14 protein-coding genes are annotated in these 18299 nt (G+C 62.5%); 5 read left to right on the top strand and 9 right to left on the bottom strand.

The window, feature by feature from the left end; translation table 11 throughout:
• Window positions 1–17 precede the first annotated feature (17 nt).
• Window positions 18–587: a pseudouridine synthase gene (locus tag P0D68_RS10045; RefSeq protein ID WP_408296157.1), complete on the bottom strand. Its 570-nt coding sequence runs from the start codon at window positions 585–587 to the stop codon at window positions 18–20.
• Window positions 588–918: 331 nt separating this feature from the next.
• Between P0D68_RS10045 and icd the strand changes: the two genes are divergently transcribed.
• A complete protein-coding gene (icd, locus tag P0D68_RS10040; RefSeq protein ID WP_091799670.1) occupies window positions 919–2175 on the top strand; it encodes an NADP-dependent isocitrate dehydrogenase in 1257 nt (418 codons plus the stop codon).
• Between the two features lie 286 nt (window positions 2176–2461).
• Here icd and P0D68_RS10035 read toward each other — a convergent pair whose 3' ends face one another.
• The gene (locus tag P0D68_RS10035) at window positions 2462–2668 is read right to left on the bottom strand and encodes a cold-shock protein (protein ID WP_007180614.1); all 207 of its coding nucleotides are present in this window, start codon (window positions 2666–2668) and stop codon (window positions 2462–2464) included.
• Between the two features lie 549 nt (window positions 2669–3217).
• Here P0D68_RS10035 and clpS point away from each other — a divergent pair.
• Together clpS and clpA are read left to right on the top strand one after the other, a co-directional pair.
• A complete protein-coding gene (gene clpS / locus P0D68_RS10030) occupies window positions 3218–3532 on the top strand; it encodes an ATP-dependent Clp protease adapter ClpS (protein WP_006050100.1) in 315 nt (104 codons plus the stop codon).
• Entirely contained in the window at window positions 3529–5826 is a 2298-nt protein-coding gene (gene clpA / locus P0D68_RS10025; protein WP_011489636.1) for an ATP-dependent Clp protease ATP-binding subunit ClpA, read from the top strand. The genes clpS and clpA overlap by 4 nt, the downstream gene beginning before the upstream one ends.
• Before the next feature lie 66 nt (window positions 5827–5892).
• On the opposite strand, the gene P0D68_RS10020 is transcribed toward clpA, so the two are convergent.
• The 7 genes from P0D68_RS10020 to P0D68_RS09990 form a co-directional block, all read right to left on the bottom strand.
• Window positions 5893–8403 carry a hypothetical protein gene (locus P0D68_RS10020; RefSeq protein ID WP_408296160.1) on the bottom strand — a complete coding sequence of 837 codons (2511 nt, stop codon included), beginning with the start codon at window positions 8401–8403 and terminating at the stop codon, window positions 5893–5895.
• Window positions 8404–8803: 400 nt separating this feature from the next.
• Complete coding sequence (gene dut / locus P0D68_RS10015; RefSeq protein WP_091799679.1) at window positions 8804–9250, bottom strand: dUTP diphosphatase; 447 nt, start codon at window positions 9248–9250, stop codon at window positions 8804–8806.
• 13 nt (window positions 9251–9263) lie between these two features.
• Window positions 9264–10283, bottom strand: coding sequence for an LLM class flavin-dependent oxidoreductase (locus P0D68_RS10010; RefSeq protein WP_408185242.1), 1020 nt, complete (start codon window positions 10281–10283; stop codon window positions 9264–9266).
• Between the two features lie 74 nt (window positions 10284–10357).
• Window positions 10358–11572, bottom strand: coding sequence for a bifunctional phosphopantothenoylcysteine decarboxylase/phosphopantothenate--cysteine ligase CoaBC (coaBC, locus tag P0D68_RS10005; protein WP_408185241.1), 1215 nt, complete (start codon window positions 11570–11572; stop codon window positions 10358–10360).
• 113 nt (window positions 11573–11685) lie between these two features.
• Window positions 11686–12195, bottom strand: a complete 510-nt coding sequence (lspA, locus tag P0D68_RS10000; RefSeq protein ID WP_091801052.1) for a signal peptidase II — start codon at window positions 12193–12195, stop codon at window positions 11686–11688.
• Window positions 12196–12206: 11 nt separating this feature from the next.
• The gene (gene ileS / locus P0D68_RS09995; protein ID WP_408185240.1) at window positions 12207–15044 is read right to left on the bottom strand and encodes an isoleucine--tRNA ligase; all 2838 of its coding nucleotides are present in this window, start codon (window positions 15042–15044) and stop codon (window positions 12207–12209) included.
• 168 nt (window positions 15045–15212) lie between these two features.
• Entirely contained in the window at window positions 15213–16208 is a 996-nt protein-coding gene (locus P0D68_RS09990) for a bifunctional riboflavin kinase/FAD synthetase (RefSeq protein ID WP_091799693.1), read from the bottom strand.
• Between the two features lie 117 nt (window positions 16209–16325).
• Here P0D68_RS09990 and purN point away from each other — a divergent pair, with 117 nt between their 5' ends.
• A complete protein-coding gene (gene purN, locus P0D68_RS09985; RefSeq protein WP_091799696.1) occupies window positions 16326–16979 on the top strand; it encodes a phosphoribosylglycinamide formyltransferase in 654 nt (217 codons plus the stop codon).
• Window positions 16976–18235 (top strand): RsmB/NOP family class I SAM-dependent RNA methyltransferase, encoded by a 1260-nt coding sequence (locus P0D68_RS09980; protein WP_091799699.1) that lies wholly within the window; start codon window positions 16976–16978, stop codon window positions 18233–18235. The genes purN and P0D68_RS09980 overlap by 4 nt, the downstream gene beginning before the upstream one ends.
• The last annotated feature ends 64 nt before the right edge of the window (window positions 18236–18299 follow it).

Here is an 18299-nt window from a genome sequence, read left to right as displayed (position 1 = left end):
CATGCGCGTGCGCATGATCACGCCATGCCTTCCCACGGCGCCTTCAGCGGCAATTCGACGCTTTCGCCCGGTTGCAGTCCGAGCGAAAACACGTCGAGCGCGCCAATGCCCACGCGCACGAGGCGCAAGGTCGGGAACCCCACGGCGGCAGTCATGCGACGCACCTGGCGATTCTTGCCTTCGGTGATCGACAGTTCGATCCATGTGGTCGGTATCGCGGCGCGATAACGAATCGGCGGCGTGCGCGTCCAGAGCGTGTCAGCCGGCTCCACGTATTCGGCACGACAGGGCCGCGTGACGTAATCGCCGAGGTCGACGCCGCGTGCGAGCTTCTTGAGCGTGGCCGCATCGACCGCGCCTTCCACTTGCGCCCAATAACGTTTGACGAGTTTGTGACGCGGTTCGGCGATGCGTGCTTGTAGCGCGCCGTCGTCGGTGAGAAGCAGCAGACCCTCGCTATCGGAGTCGAGTCGGCCCGCCGGATAGACGTTGGGCGCCTTGATCCAGTCGGCCAGCGACGCGCGCGTTTCGTGCGGCGAAAACTGACAAATGGTGCCGAACGGTTTGTTCAGGGCGAGAAGGCGCATAGTGATGAAATAAGAGGTACGAGACGCCGGGGCGGCGGGCGAGGCCGCTGCGCCTCGAGCGGTGCCGGACCGATAGTAAATGGCGGGATAATAAAGCATAATGCCCCGTGACACGTTCCTTGTCTTATATAAGACATAAGACTCGCAGCTCACCGGCCCGCGTTCGTGCATGTTGGAAAACCCCGAGCCGTTGCGGGCTCGGCGTGGCGGTTGCGTGGGCTAGAATAGCGGCCAGGCCGCTTGCCGGCGTGCGGCATTGCGCGTAGCGAGGAGCGTTCCGTTTTCGCAGTCTCCCATCAGCTTTCAGCACAGCCTTCACTGGAGTCCGATCATGTCGTATCAGCACATCAAGGTTCCGACCGGTGGTGACAAGATCACCGTCAATCCCGATTTCTCGCTCAACGTGTCGGACCAGCCGATCATTCCGTACATTGAAGGCGACGGTACCGGCCTCGACATCACGCCGGTCATGCTCAAAGTCGTGGACGCCGCGGTGGAAAAAGCATACGCAGGCAAGCGAAAGATCCACTGGATGGAAATCTACGCCGGCGAGAAGTCGACCAAGGTGTACGGTCCGGACGTGTGGCTGCCCGAAGAGACGCTACAGGTGCTCAAGGAATACGTCGTTTCGATCAAGGGCCCGCTCACCACGCCGGTGGGTGGTGGCATCCGCTCGCTGAACGTCGCGCTGCGCCAGGAACTGGACCTGTACGTGTGCTTGCGGCCGGTGCAGTATTTCAAGGGCGTGCCTTCGCCGGTGCGTGAGCCGGAGAAGACCAACATGGTGATCTTCCGCGAGAACTCGGAAGACATCTACGCGGGTATCGAGTGGCCGGCTGAATCCGAACAGGCGAAGAAGGTCATCAAGTTCCTGCGCGAAGAAATGGGCGTGAAGAAGATCCGCTTCCCGGAAACATCGGGGATCGGCATCAAGCCGGTGTCGCGTGAAGGTACGGAGCGTCTGGTGCGCAAGGCGATCCAGTACGCGATCGATAACGATCGCCGCTCGGTCACGCTGGTGCACAAGGGCAACATCATGAAGTTCACCGAAGGCGCGTTCCGCGACTACGGTTATGCGCTGGCGCAAAAAGAGTTTGCAGCGGAACTGATCGACGGCGGCCCGTGGATGAAGATCAAGAATCCGAAGACGGGTGGCGACATCGTTCTGAAGGACGTGATCGCCGACGCGTTCCTGCAGCAGATCCTGCTGCGTCCGGCTGAGTACGACGTGATTGCCACGCTGAACCTCAATGGCGACTATGTGTCGGATGCGTTGGCCGCGCAGGTCGGCGGTATCGGTATCGCACCTGGGGCGAACATGTCGGATTCGGTCGCGATGTTCGAAGCCACGCACGGCACCGCGCCGAAATACGCCGGCAAGGACTACGTGAACCCGGGCTCGGAAATTCTCTCGGCGGAAATGATGCTGCGCCATCTCGGCTGGACCGAGGCGGCGGATCTGATCATCAAGTCGATGGAAAAATCGATTCTGCAAAAACGCGTCACATACGACTTCGCGCGCTTGATGGAAGGCGCGACGCAGGTGTCGTGTTCCGGCTTTGGTCAGGTGCTGATCGAGAATCTGTAAGCGGTTCGCGTTGGCCTGACCCGGTTCTAACTTCCAACCCCGGCGCCGCAAGGCGGCGGGGGTTGTTTGTTTTTGGCTCGCGCGGGGCTGCGCGCGTCAGCGTTTGCGATGCCGCATTGGTCCGGCGCGAGGCGCCTCAGTCGACAGCAGACCGAACGATTACCCGATATATGGGACGTGCGTGCGCCGAGCTCAACCCGAGGACAACCAGCCCAGTCAGAATGCGACGCTCAAAAAAAGAAACCCGGCACGAAGCCGGGTTTCAAAGGACGGGAATCGACCAGATTCAGGCAGGTGCCTGGATGTTCGATGCCTGTTTGCCTTTCGGGCCTTGCACGACCTCGAAGGTTACCTTTTGGCCTTCCTTGAGGGTCTTGAACCCATTCATCTGGATGGCCGAGAAGTGTGCAAACAGATCCTCGCCGCCTTCGTCAGGCGTGATGAATCCGAAACCTTTTGCGTCATTGAACCATTTGACCGTACCAGTTGCCATTCCAACTTCCCCTGTAACTCATGTCACTACCACGAGCCCTCGAAAAGCTCGACGACCGCGCGATGCAGCCGCTCCCTCCTCACAAGCTCACCATCGGCATTTTTTCGAAATTATGGCTTGGTGAAAAAAGTGCCAGCTTGATTGTTGAGGCTCTTTATTCGGGTGTCAAGAAAATTTTGAGATGCCGTTGCCGCGTTGCAAACAGGCACTTTCCAGGGTTTTTCCCGCTTTCGTTATGTGCGGTTGCGCAAGCGGGCTGTCTTGAAAAGTCGCATAATCGACTCACATGCTGTTCAGCGGGTTGCCCCGGTGCCGACGAGGCCGGGCGAGCTCTCAGCCAGCTACGGCAGGTTGTGCGATACTCGATCCGACTGCGGCGCAGCACGGCCGCAAGCATCACAGGATAGGGGCCGGCTCCGCAATCGGCTCGTCGATTTAACGCACGCTCGAGGGGGGAATCACCCATCAGGCGGTCGCGAACGGGCTCACGGCCAGTCGGCCGGGTTTTGACAGGATTGCGGGCCTGTCCTAGTTGTTTAGAATGGGTGTATGGCGATTATCCCGGACAAGCAGGACGGCACCGTACTGGAGCGGCAGGAGAAAAAGCTCAAGCCGCCATCCATGTACAAAGTGGTGCTGCTGAATGACGACTTCACGCCAATGGAATTTGTCGTGATGATCGTGCAGGAATACTTCAATAAAGATCGTGAAACCGCAACACAGGTTATGTTGAAGGTGCATCGCGAAGGCAGGGGAGTTTGTGGGGTCTATACGCGGGACATCGCGTCGACCAAAGTCGAGCAAGTCGTTACCCACGCACGGCAGGCCGGGCATCCGCTGCAGTGTGTGATGGAGGAAGCATGATTGCCCAGGAACTGGAAGTCAGCCTGCACATGGCGTTCATGGAAGCACGCCAGGCGCGGCACGAGTTCATAACGGTCGAACATCTTTTGCTGGCACTGTTGGACAATCCGACAGCGGCAGAGGTGTTGCGTGCATGCGCGGCCAATATCGAGGATCTGCGCCAGAACCTGCGCAACTTCATTCATGACAACACGCCGACCGTGCCTGGCACGGACGACGTCGACACGCAGCCCACGCTGGGTTTCCAGCGTGTGATCCAGCGCGCGATCATGCATGTTCAGTCCACCTCGAATGGCAAGAAGGAAGTGACCGGCGCCAACGTGCTGGTCGCGATCTTCGGCGAGAAGGATTCGCACGCGGTGTACTACCTGCAGCAGCAGGGCGTGACGCGTCTGGACGTGGTCAATTTCATCTCGCACGGCATCGCCAAGACGAGCAGCACGGACGCCGCGAAAGCGAGCGACGCGAATGCCGAGTCCGACGAAGCTGCCGCGCAGAAGGAAACCCCGCTCGCGCAGTTCACGCAGAATCTGAACCAGATGGCGAAAGACGGCCGCATCGATCCGCTGATCGGGCGCGAGTCGGAAGTCGAGCGTGTGGTCCAGGTGCTGTGCCGCCGCCGCAAGAACAATCCGCTGCTGGTGGGTGAGGCGGGCGTCGGCAAGACCGCGATCGCCGAGGGCCTCGCGTGGCGAATTACGCGCGGCGAAGTGCCGGACATTCTGGCGGATGCGCAGGTGTATTCGCTCGACATGGGCGCGCTGCTCGCCGGCACCAAGTATCGCGGCGACTTCGAACAGCGCCTGAAGACGGTCCTCAAGGAATTGAAGGAACGTCCGCACGCCATCCTGTTCATCGACGAAATTCACACGCTGATCGGCGCAGGCGCTGCGTCGGGCGGCACGCTGGACGCGTCGAACCTGCTGAAGCCGGCGTTGTCGTCGGGCACGCTGAAGTGCATCGGCGCGACCACGTTCACGGAATATCGCGGCATCTTCGAAAAAGACGCGGCATTGTCGCGCCGTTTCCAGAAGGTCGACGTGACCGAGCCGACCGTCGAACAGACGGTGGCGATCCTGCGTGGCCTGAAGTCGCGTTTCGAAGAGCACCACGGCGTGAAGTATTCGTCGGGTGCGCTGTCGGCGGCGGCTGAGTTGTCGGCACGCTTCATCACGGATCGTCATCTGCCGGACAAGGCGATCGACGTGATCGACGAAGCGGGCGCGGCGCAACGCATCCTGCCGAAGTCGAAGCAGAAGAAGACCATCGGCAAGAACGAGATCGAGGAAATCATCTCGAAGATCGCCCGTGTCCCGCCGCAAAGCGTGTCGCAAGACGATCGCAGCAAGCTGCAAACGCTGGATCGCGATCTGAAGAGCGTGGTGTTCGGGCAAGACCCGGCCATCGACGCGCTGTCGGCTGCGATCAAGATGGCGCGTGCGGGTCTCGGCAAGCTGGACAAGCCGATCGGTGCGTTCCTGTTCTCCGGCCCCACCGGCGTTGGCAAGACGGAAGTGGCGAAGCAACTGGCGTTCACGCTGGGCATTGAGCTGATCCGCTTCGACATGTCGGAATACATGGAACGTCATGCGGTCAGCCGGTTGATCGGCGCGCCGCCGGGCTATGTCGGTTTTGACCAGGGCGGTCTGCTGACCGAGGCTGTCACGAAGAAGCCGCATTGCGTGCTGCTGCTCGACGAAATCGAGAAGGCGCATCCGGACATCTACAACGTGCTGCTGCAGGTCATGGACCACGGCACGCTGACGGACAACAACGGCCGCAAGGCGGATTTCCGCAACGTCATCATCATCATGACGACGAATGCGGGCGCCGAGGCGATGGGCAAGTCGGTGATCGGCTTCACGAATCGTCGGGAAACCGGCGACGAAATGGTCGATATCAAGCGCATGTTCACGCCTGAGTTCCGTAACCGTCTGGATGCGGTGATCAGCTTCCGCTCGCTCGATGAGGAAATCATCATGCGCGTGGTCGACAAGTTCCTGATGCAGCTGGAAGATCAGCTGCACGAGAAGAAGGTCGACGCGCTCTTCACCGATGCGCTGCGCAAGCATCTCGCCAAGCACGGTTTCGACCCGCTCATGGGCGCGCGGCCAATGCAGCGTCTGATTCAGGACACGATCCGTCGTGCACTGGCCGACGAACTGCTGTTCGGCAAGCTGATGAACGGCGGTCGCGTGACGGTCGACGTGGATGCGGAAGACAAGGTGCAGTTGACCTTCGACGAACATCCGGCGCCGCGCAATCCGAACCCGGAAGCGGTGGAAGTCGAATAGGCGCATACACGGTAGTACTAAAAAACGGCGTGGACCTCAAGTCCACGCCGTTTTTTTTGGCCGATGCTATTGATCGAAACTAACTGGACTGTTCATGTAGGCGTTCAGTTTGTCTCGTGCCCACGCCTCGGGATTGCCGATTGCCGAGACGATGCCGGTTGTTGCGCCACCGCCCAGCAGGACGGTGAAAATGCCGCGCAACGGAAAGTCGCCATACATTGGATTCGAAATGTCGAACGGTTCGGAGCGCAGGAACATATCCTCGGCGGTAGCGCCCATGGATTGCTGGAACACCGATGGGAATGTCAACGCCAGAACGGTCGGGTGTACGTTACGGTAGTCGGAGCCGATTGCCGGATCGCCGAGCAGGCAACTGCCGCCGGTTCCCCAATGCTGGGAGTCGAAATCGGCCGCGACCGGGTCGGTCGTGTTCGGAATGCGGCTCGCGGGAATCTGCCACGGCATGACCGGCACTTTGAGTGCGCGGCTAACCGTCTTGCAGAAATCGAAATAGCGTTGCCATTCGCGAGGGCCATAGCAATAGCCGTTCACGTACGCGCGTTGTGTGAAATCGTCGGCTTCGTAGCGGTCGATCGCGAGGAAGTCGGGAGCGTACGGCCCGTCGTACACGCCGAGGCTGGCGACATAGTCGGCCGTTTGCTGTGCCATTTGCGACGTTATATCGGTATCCTCATAGATCCACTGCGAGTAGCCGACGCCCCAGAGATTGATCTGCCAGCCGAAAGTTACGCTTGGCGCCACCGTGCGCGTCAGCCAGTTCACGGCGAGGACGTAGCCGGCGATGTCTTCGGTGATATTGCCGGGAATCTCCAGTGAGAGCGACCAATGGTCGAGCGCGGTTTGCAGCGGCCCGCGCACCGGTATCGAGTAGGTCGGGCCGAAGTTGGCCTGCTCGCACGCACCGAGAAAGTCTGGGTTCACGATGAAGCCTGCCGGAACCGGGTGCTCGTCGTCGATCGACTCGGTCGCGATGTTCAGCGCCAGGATGTAGTTTGCGAAGCTGTGCGCGTGAGCGTCGGCGTTCGCGAGGATCCCCGGCGTGTTGCCGAGCGACAGGTTGCAGGTGTACGACACCATCACCGGCAGCACGGGCTGAATGCTGTCCAGTTGCGCTTCGACGTTGCGGGCGAGGGTGATCGTCGTGCGCGTTTGGACGTCGTCGGCCAGGTAGACGTTCGAGTCGCCGGCGCCGTCTGTGCCGGCGTAATCGAAGAGCGATGTCGCGCGCGCCGCGGCAAAGTCCGCCAGATTGCTCGGCTGCAAATCGGCGCAACCGCCGAAGCACAGGTACGCTGGGAAACCACGCACGCGGAGGTTCGCGGATGCATCGACGCTCACGTCGAGTTCAACTTTGCCGCCACCGCTCACGGCTAATTGCGCTGGCGCGTTGACGGCATACACGATGCCCGCCGACAGGAAGTCGCTGGTCTCCACCGTGTAGTGGCCCGACTGCACGAGCGCCGAGAAAGCGGTCTGCTGCGACTTGACGGTGACCGTCTGCAGATAATTCATATGGCTGCCGATCAGGCGTAAGTCGATCTCACGATCGAGTGTCTGTTCGGCCGTGATCTTGATCGCTACCTTGACGTATCCCGACGTGTTGACGGGCTTGCTCGTCACCATGGAATCGTTGATGCTCACCTTCTGCAGTGCGTTCGTCAGCGTGATATCCGGCACCTTGAACGAGTAGTTGACATCGTTCAGCGCGACGTTCTGTAGCGAAACACGCGCGGTGCCCGAGGGCGGCAGCTTGCGCAGCGACGTCACGCTGTTGGTCTTTGCATCGAATTCGGCGAGCGTGTTGCCGGTCTTATTGTCGATCAGCGTGACGCTGAGCGTTTCGCTCGACAGACCGGTGAGCGAACCGATCGAAATATCGAGCGCGCAATAGCGTTCGACCGGCCCGAAGGATGCTTCGATCGTCGAGGTGTTGCCGGCCACGACTTCAACCGAAGTGGGATGGATGACAAGCGGCGCGACGACAGTCTCATCGTCAGTAGAGACACTGTCACCGCTCACCGTATAGACGCCTTGTTGCAGACTCGCAGTGACGCTCTCGCCATAGCTTAGCGGCAAGGTGGAGATCATGCTGCCTTGGGCGAGCGTGAGAACGGGCGTCACGCTCGCGAGAGCCTGGTCTGGCGCGGTTGCGCACGCGGCGGACACCGTGCCGAAGATGGTCGGCGCCTGATCGGCCGCGAACACGAATGAATCGAGCCAGGTGTGCGGATCGGCAACAAGATTGCCGTTGATACCAATAGTGATCTGATCGGGCGGCTGCATCGTATATGACGTCGTGAACGCCATCTTCACAGTCACGTTGACGTCGCTGTCGCCGACTTGCGACGCTTCCACGGTAGTCGCGCCGACCACCCAACTGATGAACTGAGGCTGGATGGCCGTGGCGTCCAGGTTGGCCGGCGAATGGAAGTTGAATGCAAGGAACTGGTTGACGCTGACCGCGCTGCCATCTTCATAGCGCAGGTTGGAGACGATGATCGTGCCATACCATTCATTGGCACCCGGGCCGACGATTGCATCATATTCGATCTTCATACTGGCTCCATTCAGGTTTATCCGGCGAGCACTGATTGATCGCCGGGGTGGGCGAAGAAAGAGCTGTCCGGAAGAGTAACTATCCGCACCACGCTGACTATGATAGGGATAGCTAAGTAAATCCATAAATTGAAAGCACTACTCGTGACGCGAACCTCCTTTATCTGGCTTTGATGGAACTGGGAAGCGCAAGCGTGAGGTGGCCGACAATGAATCAGTGAATGTGGCCGGATAGATCGGTGCTGCTGGTGGTTGATTTATAGGTGGGGGGCGTGAAGGTCCAAATCGGATAACTCCGAATTTGATTCGCGCCGCAGAAAGGCGCGAGGAAGGCTTGAGGCGGGGGAGAGAGAGCCGTGCTGGATCGGGCTAAGCCAGCACGGCTTTAGGGAAATCTAGCTTAATGCTTGCCCGTGCTGCCGAAACCGCCGGCGCCGCGCTCGCTGGTTTCGAAGTCGTCGACGATATTGAACTCCGCTTGAACGACGGGCACGATCACCAGTTGCGCAAGGCGCTCCATCGGATTCAGCACGAACGTGCTCTCGCCACGGTTCCATGTCGAGATCATCAGTTGACCTTGGTAATCCGAATCGATCAACCCGACGAGATTGCCTAGCACGATCCCGTGCTTATGACCCAATCCCGAGCGCGGCAGAATCAATGCGGCATAGCCGGGATCGCCGACGTGAATGGCCAGACCCGTCGGCACTAGCGCGGTTTCACCGGGTTTGAGCGTCAACGGTTCGTCGAGGCACGCGCGCAGGTCGAGGCCCGCGCTGCCGGTAGTGGCGTAAGCCGGGAGCTGGTCGCGCATGCGCGCGTCGAGGATTTTCAGGTCGAGTTTCATGCAGGTTCGAAGGTTACGGAGTGGAGGCCGCGCGTTCGAGCTGGAACGCTTCGGCAAGAAGTTCATAGGAACGCAGTCGGGCGCGATAGCTGCCCGCAACGGTGAGCACGATCAACTCGTCGGCTTCGAACTGTTCCTGGAGCGCATGGAGCCGTTCGGTGACGGTTCCCGGCGTGCCGATGATACTGCGCGGTTTTTCGCGCGAGATGACCAGCTGCTCGCGCTCGCCATACTCCTGCGTGATGCCCTGTTCGATCGACGGAATCGGCTCGTTCAGACCGTAGGCCATTTGCACGCGGCGCAGATCAACGGCTTTTTCCAGGTCCGCGGCTTCCTGCTCGGTGTCCGCGCAGATCACGAACACGGCAGCCGCCAGATACGGTTGCTGTATGCCCTGGCCGGCCTTGAAGCGCTCGCGATAGGCATGCGCGACCTGATGGCCGAAGTGCGCGTTGATGAAGTGCGCAAACGCAAACGGAATGCCGAGTTGCGCCGCCAGCAGTCCGCCGAATTCGCTCGACCCGAGCATCCACACTTGCGGGCGCGTATCGATTTGCGGCTGCAGCAGTACGCCGTTCGCAATGTGATCGTCGGGCAACGTGCCGTTCATCAGGCCGATCAGATCGGCCACTTGCTGCGGAAAAATATCGCCGCGATTGTAGTCGCCGGCAGCGACCGCTTGCGCGGTGCGCATGTCGCCGCCCGGCGCGCGCCCCACGCCCAGATCGATGCGATTGGGGAACAACGCCTCGAGCATCATGAATTGCTCGGCGACCTTGAACGGACTGTAGTACGGCAGCATCACGCCGCCGGAGCCCAGCCGGATGCGCGTCGTGATACTGCCGAGGCGCGCCAGCATGACTTCGGGGCAGGGGTTCGACACGCCACGCAGGCCGTGATGTTCGGCGCACCAGTAACGCGTGTAGCCGAGGTCGTCGGCGAGTTGCGCGAGCTCGACCGTGGCGGCAATCGCGTCCGCCACCGAGTGCCCGGCGATCACCGGCGTTTGATCGAGTACGGATAGTCGCGTCATGTCAGTACCGCTCCAGATGATTCAATTCGCTACCGCGACTCCCGGCGACCGCACTGACGTGCCGCTGGAATGGCTCAGCGAATCAGACTTGTGTCGGGCAGACGCTTCGCGATTTCCGCGATCAGGGCGCGCGCGAGCGTCTGCTTGTCGGCGCGCGGCAGCTTGGTCACGCCACTTGCTTCGAACAGGATCACCTCGTTGTCGTCGAGGCCGAAAGTCAGCGGACCGAGATTGCCGATCAGCAGCGGCACGTTCTTGCGCACGCGCTTTTCTTCGCCATGGACTTCGAGATCGCCGCTTTCCGCGGCAAAGCCGACCGCGAACGGCGGATGAGGCAGTTTGGCCACCGAGGCCAGAATGTCCGGATTTTCGACGAAAGCGAAGCTCGGCAGCGCACGATCCGCCGTTTTCTTGATCTTGTGCTCGCTGGCGTGATCGACGCGCCAGTCGGCCACCGCGGCCACGCCGATGAAGATATCGGCATCCGCGACCGAGTGCATGACCGCGTCGTGCATCTGCTGGGCGGTTTGCACGTCCTGACGGAACACGCCCCAAGGCGTTTCCAGTGCGACCGGGCCGGCCACCAGATGCACCTCGGCGCCGGCCTGCTGCGCGGCACGCGCCAGCGCAAAGCCCATCTTGCCGCTGGAGCGGTTGGTGATGCCGCGCACCGGATCGAGCGGTTCGAACGTCGGCCCGGCGGTCAGCAGCACGCGCCGGCCAGCCAGGATTTTCGGTGCGAAGAACGAGGCGATCGCTTCGTAAGTGGCGGCCGCTTCGAGCATGCGCCCGTCGCCGGTTTCGCCGCACGCTTGCGGGCCGGAATCGGGGCCGAGCACTTCGACCCCGTCCGCGCGCAATTGGGCGACGTTGCGCTGCGTCGCCGGGTTCTGCCACATCTGCCGGTTCATGGCCGGCACGACCAGCAGCGGACAATCGCGGGCCACGCACAGCGTCGCCAGCAGGTCGTCGGCCATGCCGTGCGCGAGTTTGGCGAGGAAGTCGGTCGAGGCGGGCGCGATCACGATCGCATCGGCTTCACGCGAGAGATCGATGTGCGCCATGTTGTTCGGTACGCGCGCGTCCCACTGGCTCGTGTAGACCGGGCGGCCGGACAACGCCTGCATGGTGACGGGCGTGATGAACTGCGTGGCCGCTTCGGTCATGACGACCTGCACGGTCGCGCCGGCCTTGGTCAACAGACGCGTGAGTTCGGCGATCTTGTAGCAGGCAATACCGCCCGTCATGCCGAGGACGAGATGTTTTCCTGCGAGTTCTGCGGTTGCCAACGAAAGCCTCCGACAAAGCGTGGTGGCGGTCAGCGGGGCGGGGCGTTGCATCCCCGCCGCCGCGCCTTTCAAGCCGTACTGGTGCGCAAGCCTGAGCGCGAGCGCCTGCTGTCTTAGCGTGCGCTGCCGCGTACGCGCCGCAGTTCGTCGAGCACGAGCAGCACCGCGCCGACCGTGATCGCGCTGTCGGCGAGATTGAACGCCGGCCAGTGCCACGTGCGTACGTGGAAATCGAGGAAGTCGATCACGTGGCCGTACGCGAGCCGATCGATCACGTTGCCGAGCGCACCGCCGAGAATCAGCGCAAGCGCCGTGCAGAACATCTTCTGGCCGCCGTGACGCTTGAGCAGGTAGCAGATCACCAGCGCGGCCACCACGCCGAGCGCGGTGAACGCCCAGCGTTGCCAGCCGCCCGCCATGGCGAGGAAGCTGAATGCCGCGCCGCGGTTGTACACGAGGATCAGGTTGAAAAACGACGTGACCTCATGCGCGACACCGTAGGCGAACACCTTCTGGACCGCGATTTTCGTCAACTGATCGAACAGGATGACGATCAGCGCGACCCCGAGCCAGGGCGCCAGCGAACCGTTTGCAGCAGATGTTTTCGACGCGGTTTTCGACATGGTTCTCGCCATTATGCCGCGCTCCTGGTTTCACCGTTGCCGAACAGATTGCTGAAGCAGCGGCCGCACAGCGTGGGGTGTTCGGCGTTCGCGCCGACGTCCGCGCGGTAATGCCAGCAGCGTTCGCACTTCAGATACTTCGAGGCGATGACCTCGACGCCTTCTTCCGCTTCGCTGCCGACCATCGCGACGTTCGCCGCCGAGGTGATCAGCACGAACTTCAGGTCGTCGCCGAGGCTCGTGAGCGCGTCGTAACGCGCGCCGCTCGCGCGAATTTCCACTTCCGCCTGCAACGACGAACCGATCAGGTTCGCCACGCGCGCTTCTTCCAGCGCCTTGGTCACGTCGCTACGGGCGGCGCGCAGGAGCGTCCACTTGTCGAGCAGCGCGCCGGCGTCCGGCACGGCCGGGAACGCGTGATACGTTTCGGTGAAGATCGTCTCGCTGTTCGGCTTGAAGATCTTCCACGCTTCTTCCGCGGTGAACGACAGGAACGGCGCCATCAGACGCAGCAGGCCGTGCGCGATGTGATACAGCGCGGTCTGTGCCGAACGGCGCGCCACGGAGTCCGCGGCGGTCGTGTACAGACGGTCTTTCAGCACGTCCAGATAGAAGCCGCCGAGGTCTTCCGAGCAGAACGTCTGCAGCTTGGCGACCACCGGGTGGAACTCGTACTTCTCATAGTGCGAGAGGATGTCGTTTTGCAGATTCGCCGACAGCGCCACCGCATAGCGATCGATCTCCAGCCAGTCTTCGACCGGACGCGCGTTCTTCTCGAAGTCGAAGTCCGACAGGTTCGCGAGCAGGAAGCGCAGCGTGTTGCGGATGCGGCGATAGCCTTCGGTCACGCGCTTCAGGATTTCTTCCGAGATCGCCAGTTCGCCCGAATAGTCGGTCGACGCGATCCACAGGCGGATGATTTCCGCGCCGAGGCGGTTCGCCACTTCATGCGGATCGATCCCGTTGCCGAGCGACTTGCTCATCTTGCGGCCTTCGCCGTCCACGGTGAAGCCGTGCGTGAGCAGCGCGTTGTACGGCGGGCGGCCGTCGAGCATCGAGGCGGTCAGGAGCGACGAGTGGAACCAGCCGCGGTGCTGGTCCGAGCCTTCCAGATACAGGTCGGCCGGGAATTGCAGTTCGTCTTTATGCGAGCCGCGCAGCACGTGCCAGTGCGTGGTGCCCGAATCGAACCATACGTCCAGCGTGTCGCGGTTCTTCTCGTACATGTTGGCGTCGTCGCCGAGCAGCTCGCGCGGGTCGAGCGATTGCCACGCTTCGATGCCGGCCTTTTCGACGCGTTGCGCGACTTCTTCGAGCAATTCCAGCGTACGCGGATGCAGTTCGCCGGTTTCCTTGTGCACGAAGAACGCCATCGGCACGCCCCATTGGCGTTGGCGCGACAGCGTCCAGTCCGGGCGATTCGCAATCATGCTGAACAGGCGCTGCTTGCCCCACGCCGGATAGAACGCGGTGTTCTCGATGCCTTCGAGCGCGGTTTCGCGCAGCGTCTTGTCGGTATCGTTCGGCTTCACATCCATGCCCGCGAACCATTGCGACGTGGCGCGGTAGATGATCGGCGTCTTGTGGCGCCAGCAGTGCATGTAGCTGTGCGTGTACTTCTCGGTGCGCATCAGCGAGCCCGCGCCTTGCAGCGCTTCGACGATCTGCGGATTGGCCGCCCAGATCGACAGGCCGCCGAACAGCGCGAGCGATTCGATATAGCGGCCGTCGCCCATTACCGGATTGATGATGTCCGAGTCCGCCATGCCGTGCGCCTTGCACGACACGAAGTCTTCCACACCGTATGCCGGCGACGAGTGGACGACACCCGTGCCGGTTTCGGTCGTCACGTAGTCGCCGAGATAGACCGGCGCGGTGCGCTTGTAACCCGGGTGCGCGGAGGCGAGCGGGTGATTGAAGCGCAGATTGACGAGCTTCGCGCCCGGCGTGGTGGCGACGATCGTGCCTTCCAGGCCATACAGTTTCAGGCAGGCTTCAACGCGCTCTTCGGCGAGGATCAGCAGGCCGCGCGGCGTGTCGACCAGCGCGTAGACGATTTCCGGATGCAGGTTCAGCGCCTGGTTAGCGGGGATGGTCCACGGCGTGGTGGTCCAGATCACGATGCCGCCTTCGTTGCGCGGCAGCGCGTTCAGGCCGAACGCTTGCGCGGTCTTTTCCGGCTCGGCGAAGCTGAATAGCACGTCAATGGTCGGATCGGTCTTGTCCTTGTACTCGACTTCCGCTTCGGCGAGCGCCGAGCCGCAGTCGAAACACCAGTTCACCGGCTTCAGGCCGCGGAACACGTAGCCTTTTTCCATGATCTTCGCGAGCGCGCGGATTTCGCCGGCTTCGTTCGTGAAGTTCATGGTCTTGTACGGATTGTCCCAGTCGCCGAGCACGCCCAGGCGTCGGAAGCCGACCTTCTGCTTCTCGATCTGCTCGGTCGCGTAGGCACGCGCCTTCTGCATGACTTCAGCGGCCGGCAGCGACTTGCCGAACTGCTTTTCGATCTGGATTTCGATCGGCATGCCGTGGCAGTCCCAGCCCGGCACGTAGACCGCGTCGAAGCCCGCCAGATTACGCGCCTTGACGATCATGTCCTTGAGGATCTTGTTCACCGCGTGGCCGAGGTGGATGTCGCCGTTTGCATACGGCGGGCCGTCGTGCAGGATGAACTTCTTGCGGCCCTTGCTGGCGGCACGGATCTTCTCGTAGACCTTGCGCTCCTGCCATTCCTTGACCCATTGCGGCTCGCGCTTGGGGAGGTCGCCGCGCATCGGGAACGGCGTGTCGAGCAGGTTGACCGGGTAGCGTGACTGCGGTTTCGAATCGGCTTTCTTGTTGCTCATGATGAGGTCGCGGTGAATTCTTTCTATGCGCGCCAGGGCGCGGAATGCGCACGATGCGCGAGGGCGTTGGGCGCGCCCGGCAGGCATGTCGCGTGATTCACGGACGCCCTTCGATGCGCGCGGCGAGGGTACCCTGGGCACTCGGTGCGCCCGCGGGTACCGCGGCGGCTATCTAATTCGGTCAGTGGCCGAGGTGGCGAAGCCGGTAGAACGGCTGCCCGGCGTGCCCGCGCCGACGGCCGCGAACCACGCGCGGGCGTTGACGACGTCGCGCTTGATGGCAGCGGTCAGCGTTTCGAGGTCGACGTACTTTTCCTCGTCGCGCAGCTTCTTCAGAAATTCGACGCGCACGAGTTTGCCATAAGCGTCGCCATGCCAGTCGAGCAGATGGACTTCGAGCAGCACGCGGCCGGAATCGTCGACCGTGGGACGCAGGCCGAGACTCGCGACGCCCGGCAGCGGTTCGTCCGCCACGCCATGCACGCGCACCACGAAAATGCCCATGAGCGCCGGGCGCTTGTGGGCGATCGCCAGGTTCAGCGTGGGGAAGCCGAGATCGCGGCCGAGCTTCATGCCGTGCACGACGTGGCCGCTGATCACATAGTCACGGCCCAGCGCGGCGCGCGCCGAGTCGAGGTCGCCCGCTACCAGCGACGCGCGTACGCCCGAGCTGGAAATGCGCGCGCCCGACGGATCGGCCACCGTGGCCATCTGTTCGACTTCGAAACCGTGTTGCTGCCCCGCGGCCTTGAGCGACGCGAAGTCGCCAGCGCGTTTTGCGCCGTAGCGGAAGTCGTCGCCGATCATCACCCAGCGCGCATGCAGCCCGTTGACGATGATCCGCTCGACGAACGCGTCCGGCGACTGGCTCGCGAACGTGTGATTGAAGTGCTCGACCACCACCCGGTCGACGCCGTTGGTGCGCAGTGCCTCGAGCTTGTCGCGCAGCATGGCGATACGCGGCGGCGCGCCCGCCGGGTTGAAGAATTCGCGCGGGTGCGGTTCGAAGGTCATCACGCAGACGGGCAGGCCGCGCGCATCGGCAGCCGCCCGCACATGGGCGAGCAGAGCCTGATGGCCGCGGTGGACACCGTCGAAGTTGCCGATGGTCAGTGCGCAGGGCGCACGGCTTTCAGCATTGGGAAGACCGCGGAAGACTCTCACGATAGCGGGTTTGAGGTGACGCGGCCGGGGTGCCGCAAAACAAACGATTATAAACGTTCAGCGCAGTGGACGGCGGCGCGTCACGGTTTCGGTGTCCCCGAATGATAAAATCCGCGGATGAAAAAACTCGTCATCCTGATTTCCGGACGGGGAAGCAACATGGAAGCCATCGTTCGAGCCTGCTCGGACGAGGCTTGGCCCGCACAAGTCGCCGCCGTGATTGCCAACCGTCCTGATGCCGCGGGCCTTGCGTTCGCGGCGTCGCACGGCATTGCCACGGCGGTGGTCGACCACCGCCAGTTTCCCGATCGCGACAGCTTCGACGCCGAGCTGGCCCAGCAAATCGACAGCTTCGCGCCCGATCTGGTGGTGCTCGCCGGTTTCATGCGCGTGCTGACAGCCGGTTTCGTCGACCGCTACGCCGGGCGCATGCTGAATGTGCATCCGTCGCTGCTGCCGAGCTTTCCGGGCCTGAAAACCCATCAGCAGGCGCTCGACGCTGGCGTGCGGCTGCACGGCGCGTCCGTGCATTTTGTCACGTCGCAACTGGATCACGGGCCGATCGTCGTGCAGTCGGCGGTTCCCGTCGAGACGGGCGACACCCCCGCCACGCTCGCCGAACGCGTGCTGGCAACCGAACACATTATTTATCCACGCGCGGTGCGCTGGTTCGTCGAAGGGCGCCTTGCTCTGAACGGCCTGCGTGTCACGCTTACGCCGCCGGAGCCGCAATGGCTCTTTGCCGGTCACACCGCCGGAGAGGGCGCATGAGATTGCATGGTTTTCTGATTGGACAAACTGAGACTTTGTTGGCTGAAGTCCTGAAATTCACCGGCCCGGCCGACGCCACCACGAGCCGTTTCTTCCGCGCTCACCCGAAGCTCGGGCACGGCGAACGCGGCGTGATCGCCGAGGCGGTTTTCGCGGTGCTGCGCCGCCGGATGGAATTCGCCCATCTGGCGGAGAGCGGCGCCGGCAGCCCGGCGCGCCGTATGGCTTTGCTCGGCCTGATGCAGACGGCGGGGCGCACGGCGCTCAAGCCTTTCGTGTCCGAGTCCGAGTCGAAATGGCTCGAACACGTCGCGAAGATCGACCCTGAAAGCCTGCCGCTGCGGATTCGCCTGAATCTGCCCGACTGGATCTATCAGGCGCTCAGCAAGCGTTTCGAACCCGATGAGCTGGCGCAACTGGCCGCGGCGCTGAACTATCCGGCGCCGCTGGATCTGCGCTCGAACCCGATCAAGGCGAGCCGCGACGACGTGCTGAACGCGTTGTCGAAGGCCGGCATCGAGGCCGGCCCGACGCCGTTCGCACCATTCGGCGTGCGCGTGGTCGGCAAGCCGCCGCTCACCAAGCTCGACGCGTTCCAGCATGGCTGGGTCGAAGTGCAGGACGAAGGCAGCCAACTGCTGTGCTCGCTGGTCGCGCCCAAACGCGGCGAGATGATCGTCGACTTCTGCGCGGGCGCGGGCGGCAAGACGCTCGCGCTGGGCGCGGCGATGCGCTCCACCGGGCGGCTCTATGCGTTCGATATTTCCGAGCGGCGTCTCGCCAAGCTCAAGCCGCGCCTCGCGCGCAGCGGCTTGTCGAATGTGAACCCCGTGCTGATCGACAGTGAACACGACGCCAAGATCAAGCGCCTTGCGGGCAAGATCGACCGCGTGCTGGTCGACGCGCCGTGCAGCGGCCTCGGCACGCTGCGCCGCAACCCCGACCTGAAGTGGCGCCAGTCGCCGGAATCGGTGGCCGAGCTGGCGCCGAAGCAGGCGTCGATCCTGGCGAGCGCCGCGCGGCTGGTGAAGAAGGGCGGCCGTCTCGTCTACGCGACCTGCTCGATTCTGGAAGCAGAAAACGAAGCGGTGGTGCAGCAGTTCCTCGCCGATCATCCGGATTTCGCTCTGGTGCCCGCGCGCGACGTGCTGGCCGAGCAGCGCATCGATCTGGAAATGGGCGATTACCTTTCCATGTGGCCGCACCGCCACGCAACGGACGGTTTCTTCGCCGCCGTGCTGGAACGCCAGAGTTAAGCAAGAGGCTTTTGCCGGCGCTCGCGGGTTCGTTTCCTGAACCCGGCAGGGCGTCGGCGAGTTC

The organism is Paraburkholderia sp. RL17-380-BIE-A (assembly GCF_046028085.1).
Taxonomy (GTDB): domain Bacteria; phylum Pseudomonadota; class Gammaproteobacteria; order Burkholderiales; family Burkholderiaceae; genus Paraburkholderia.
The sequence above is the reverse complement of the archived record's forward strand: the minus strand, read 5'-3'. Positions and strand labels throughout refer to the sequence as shown.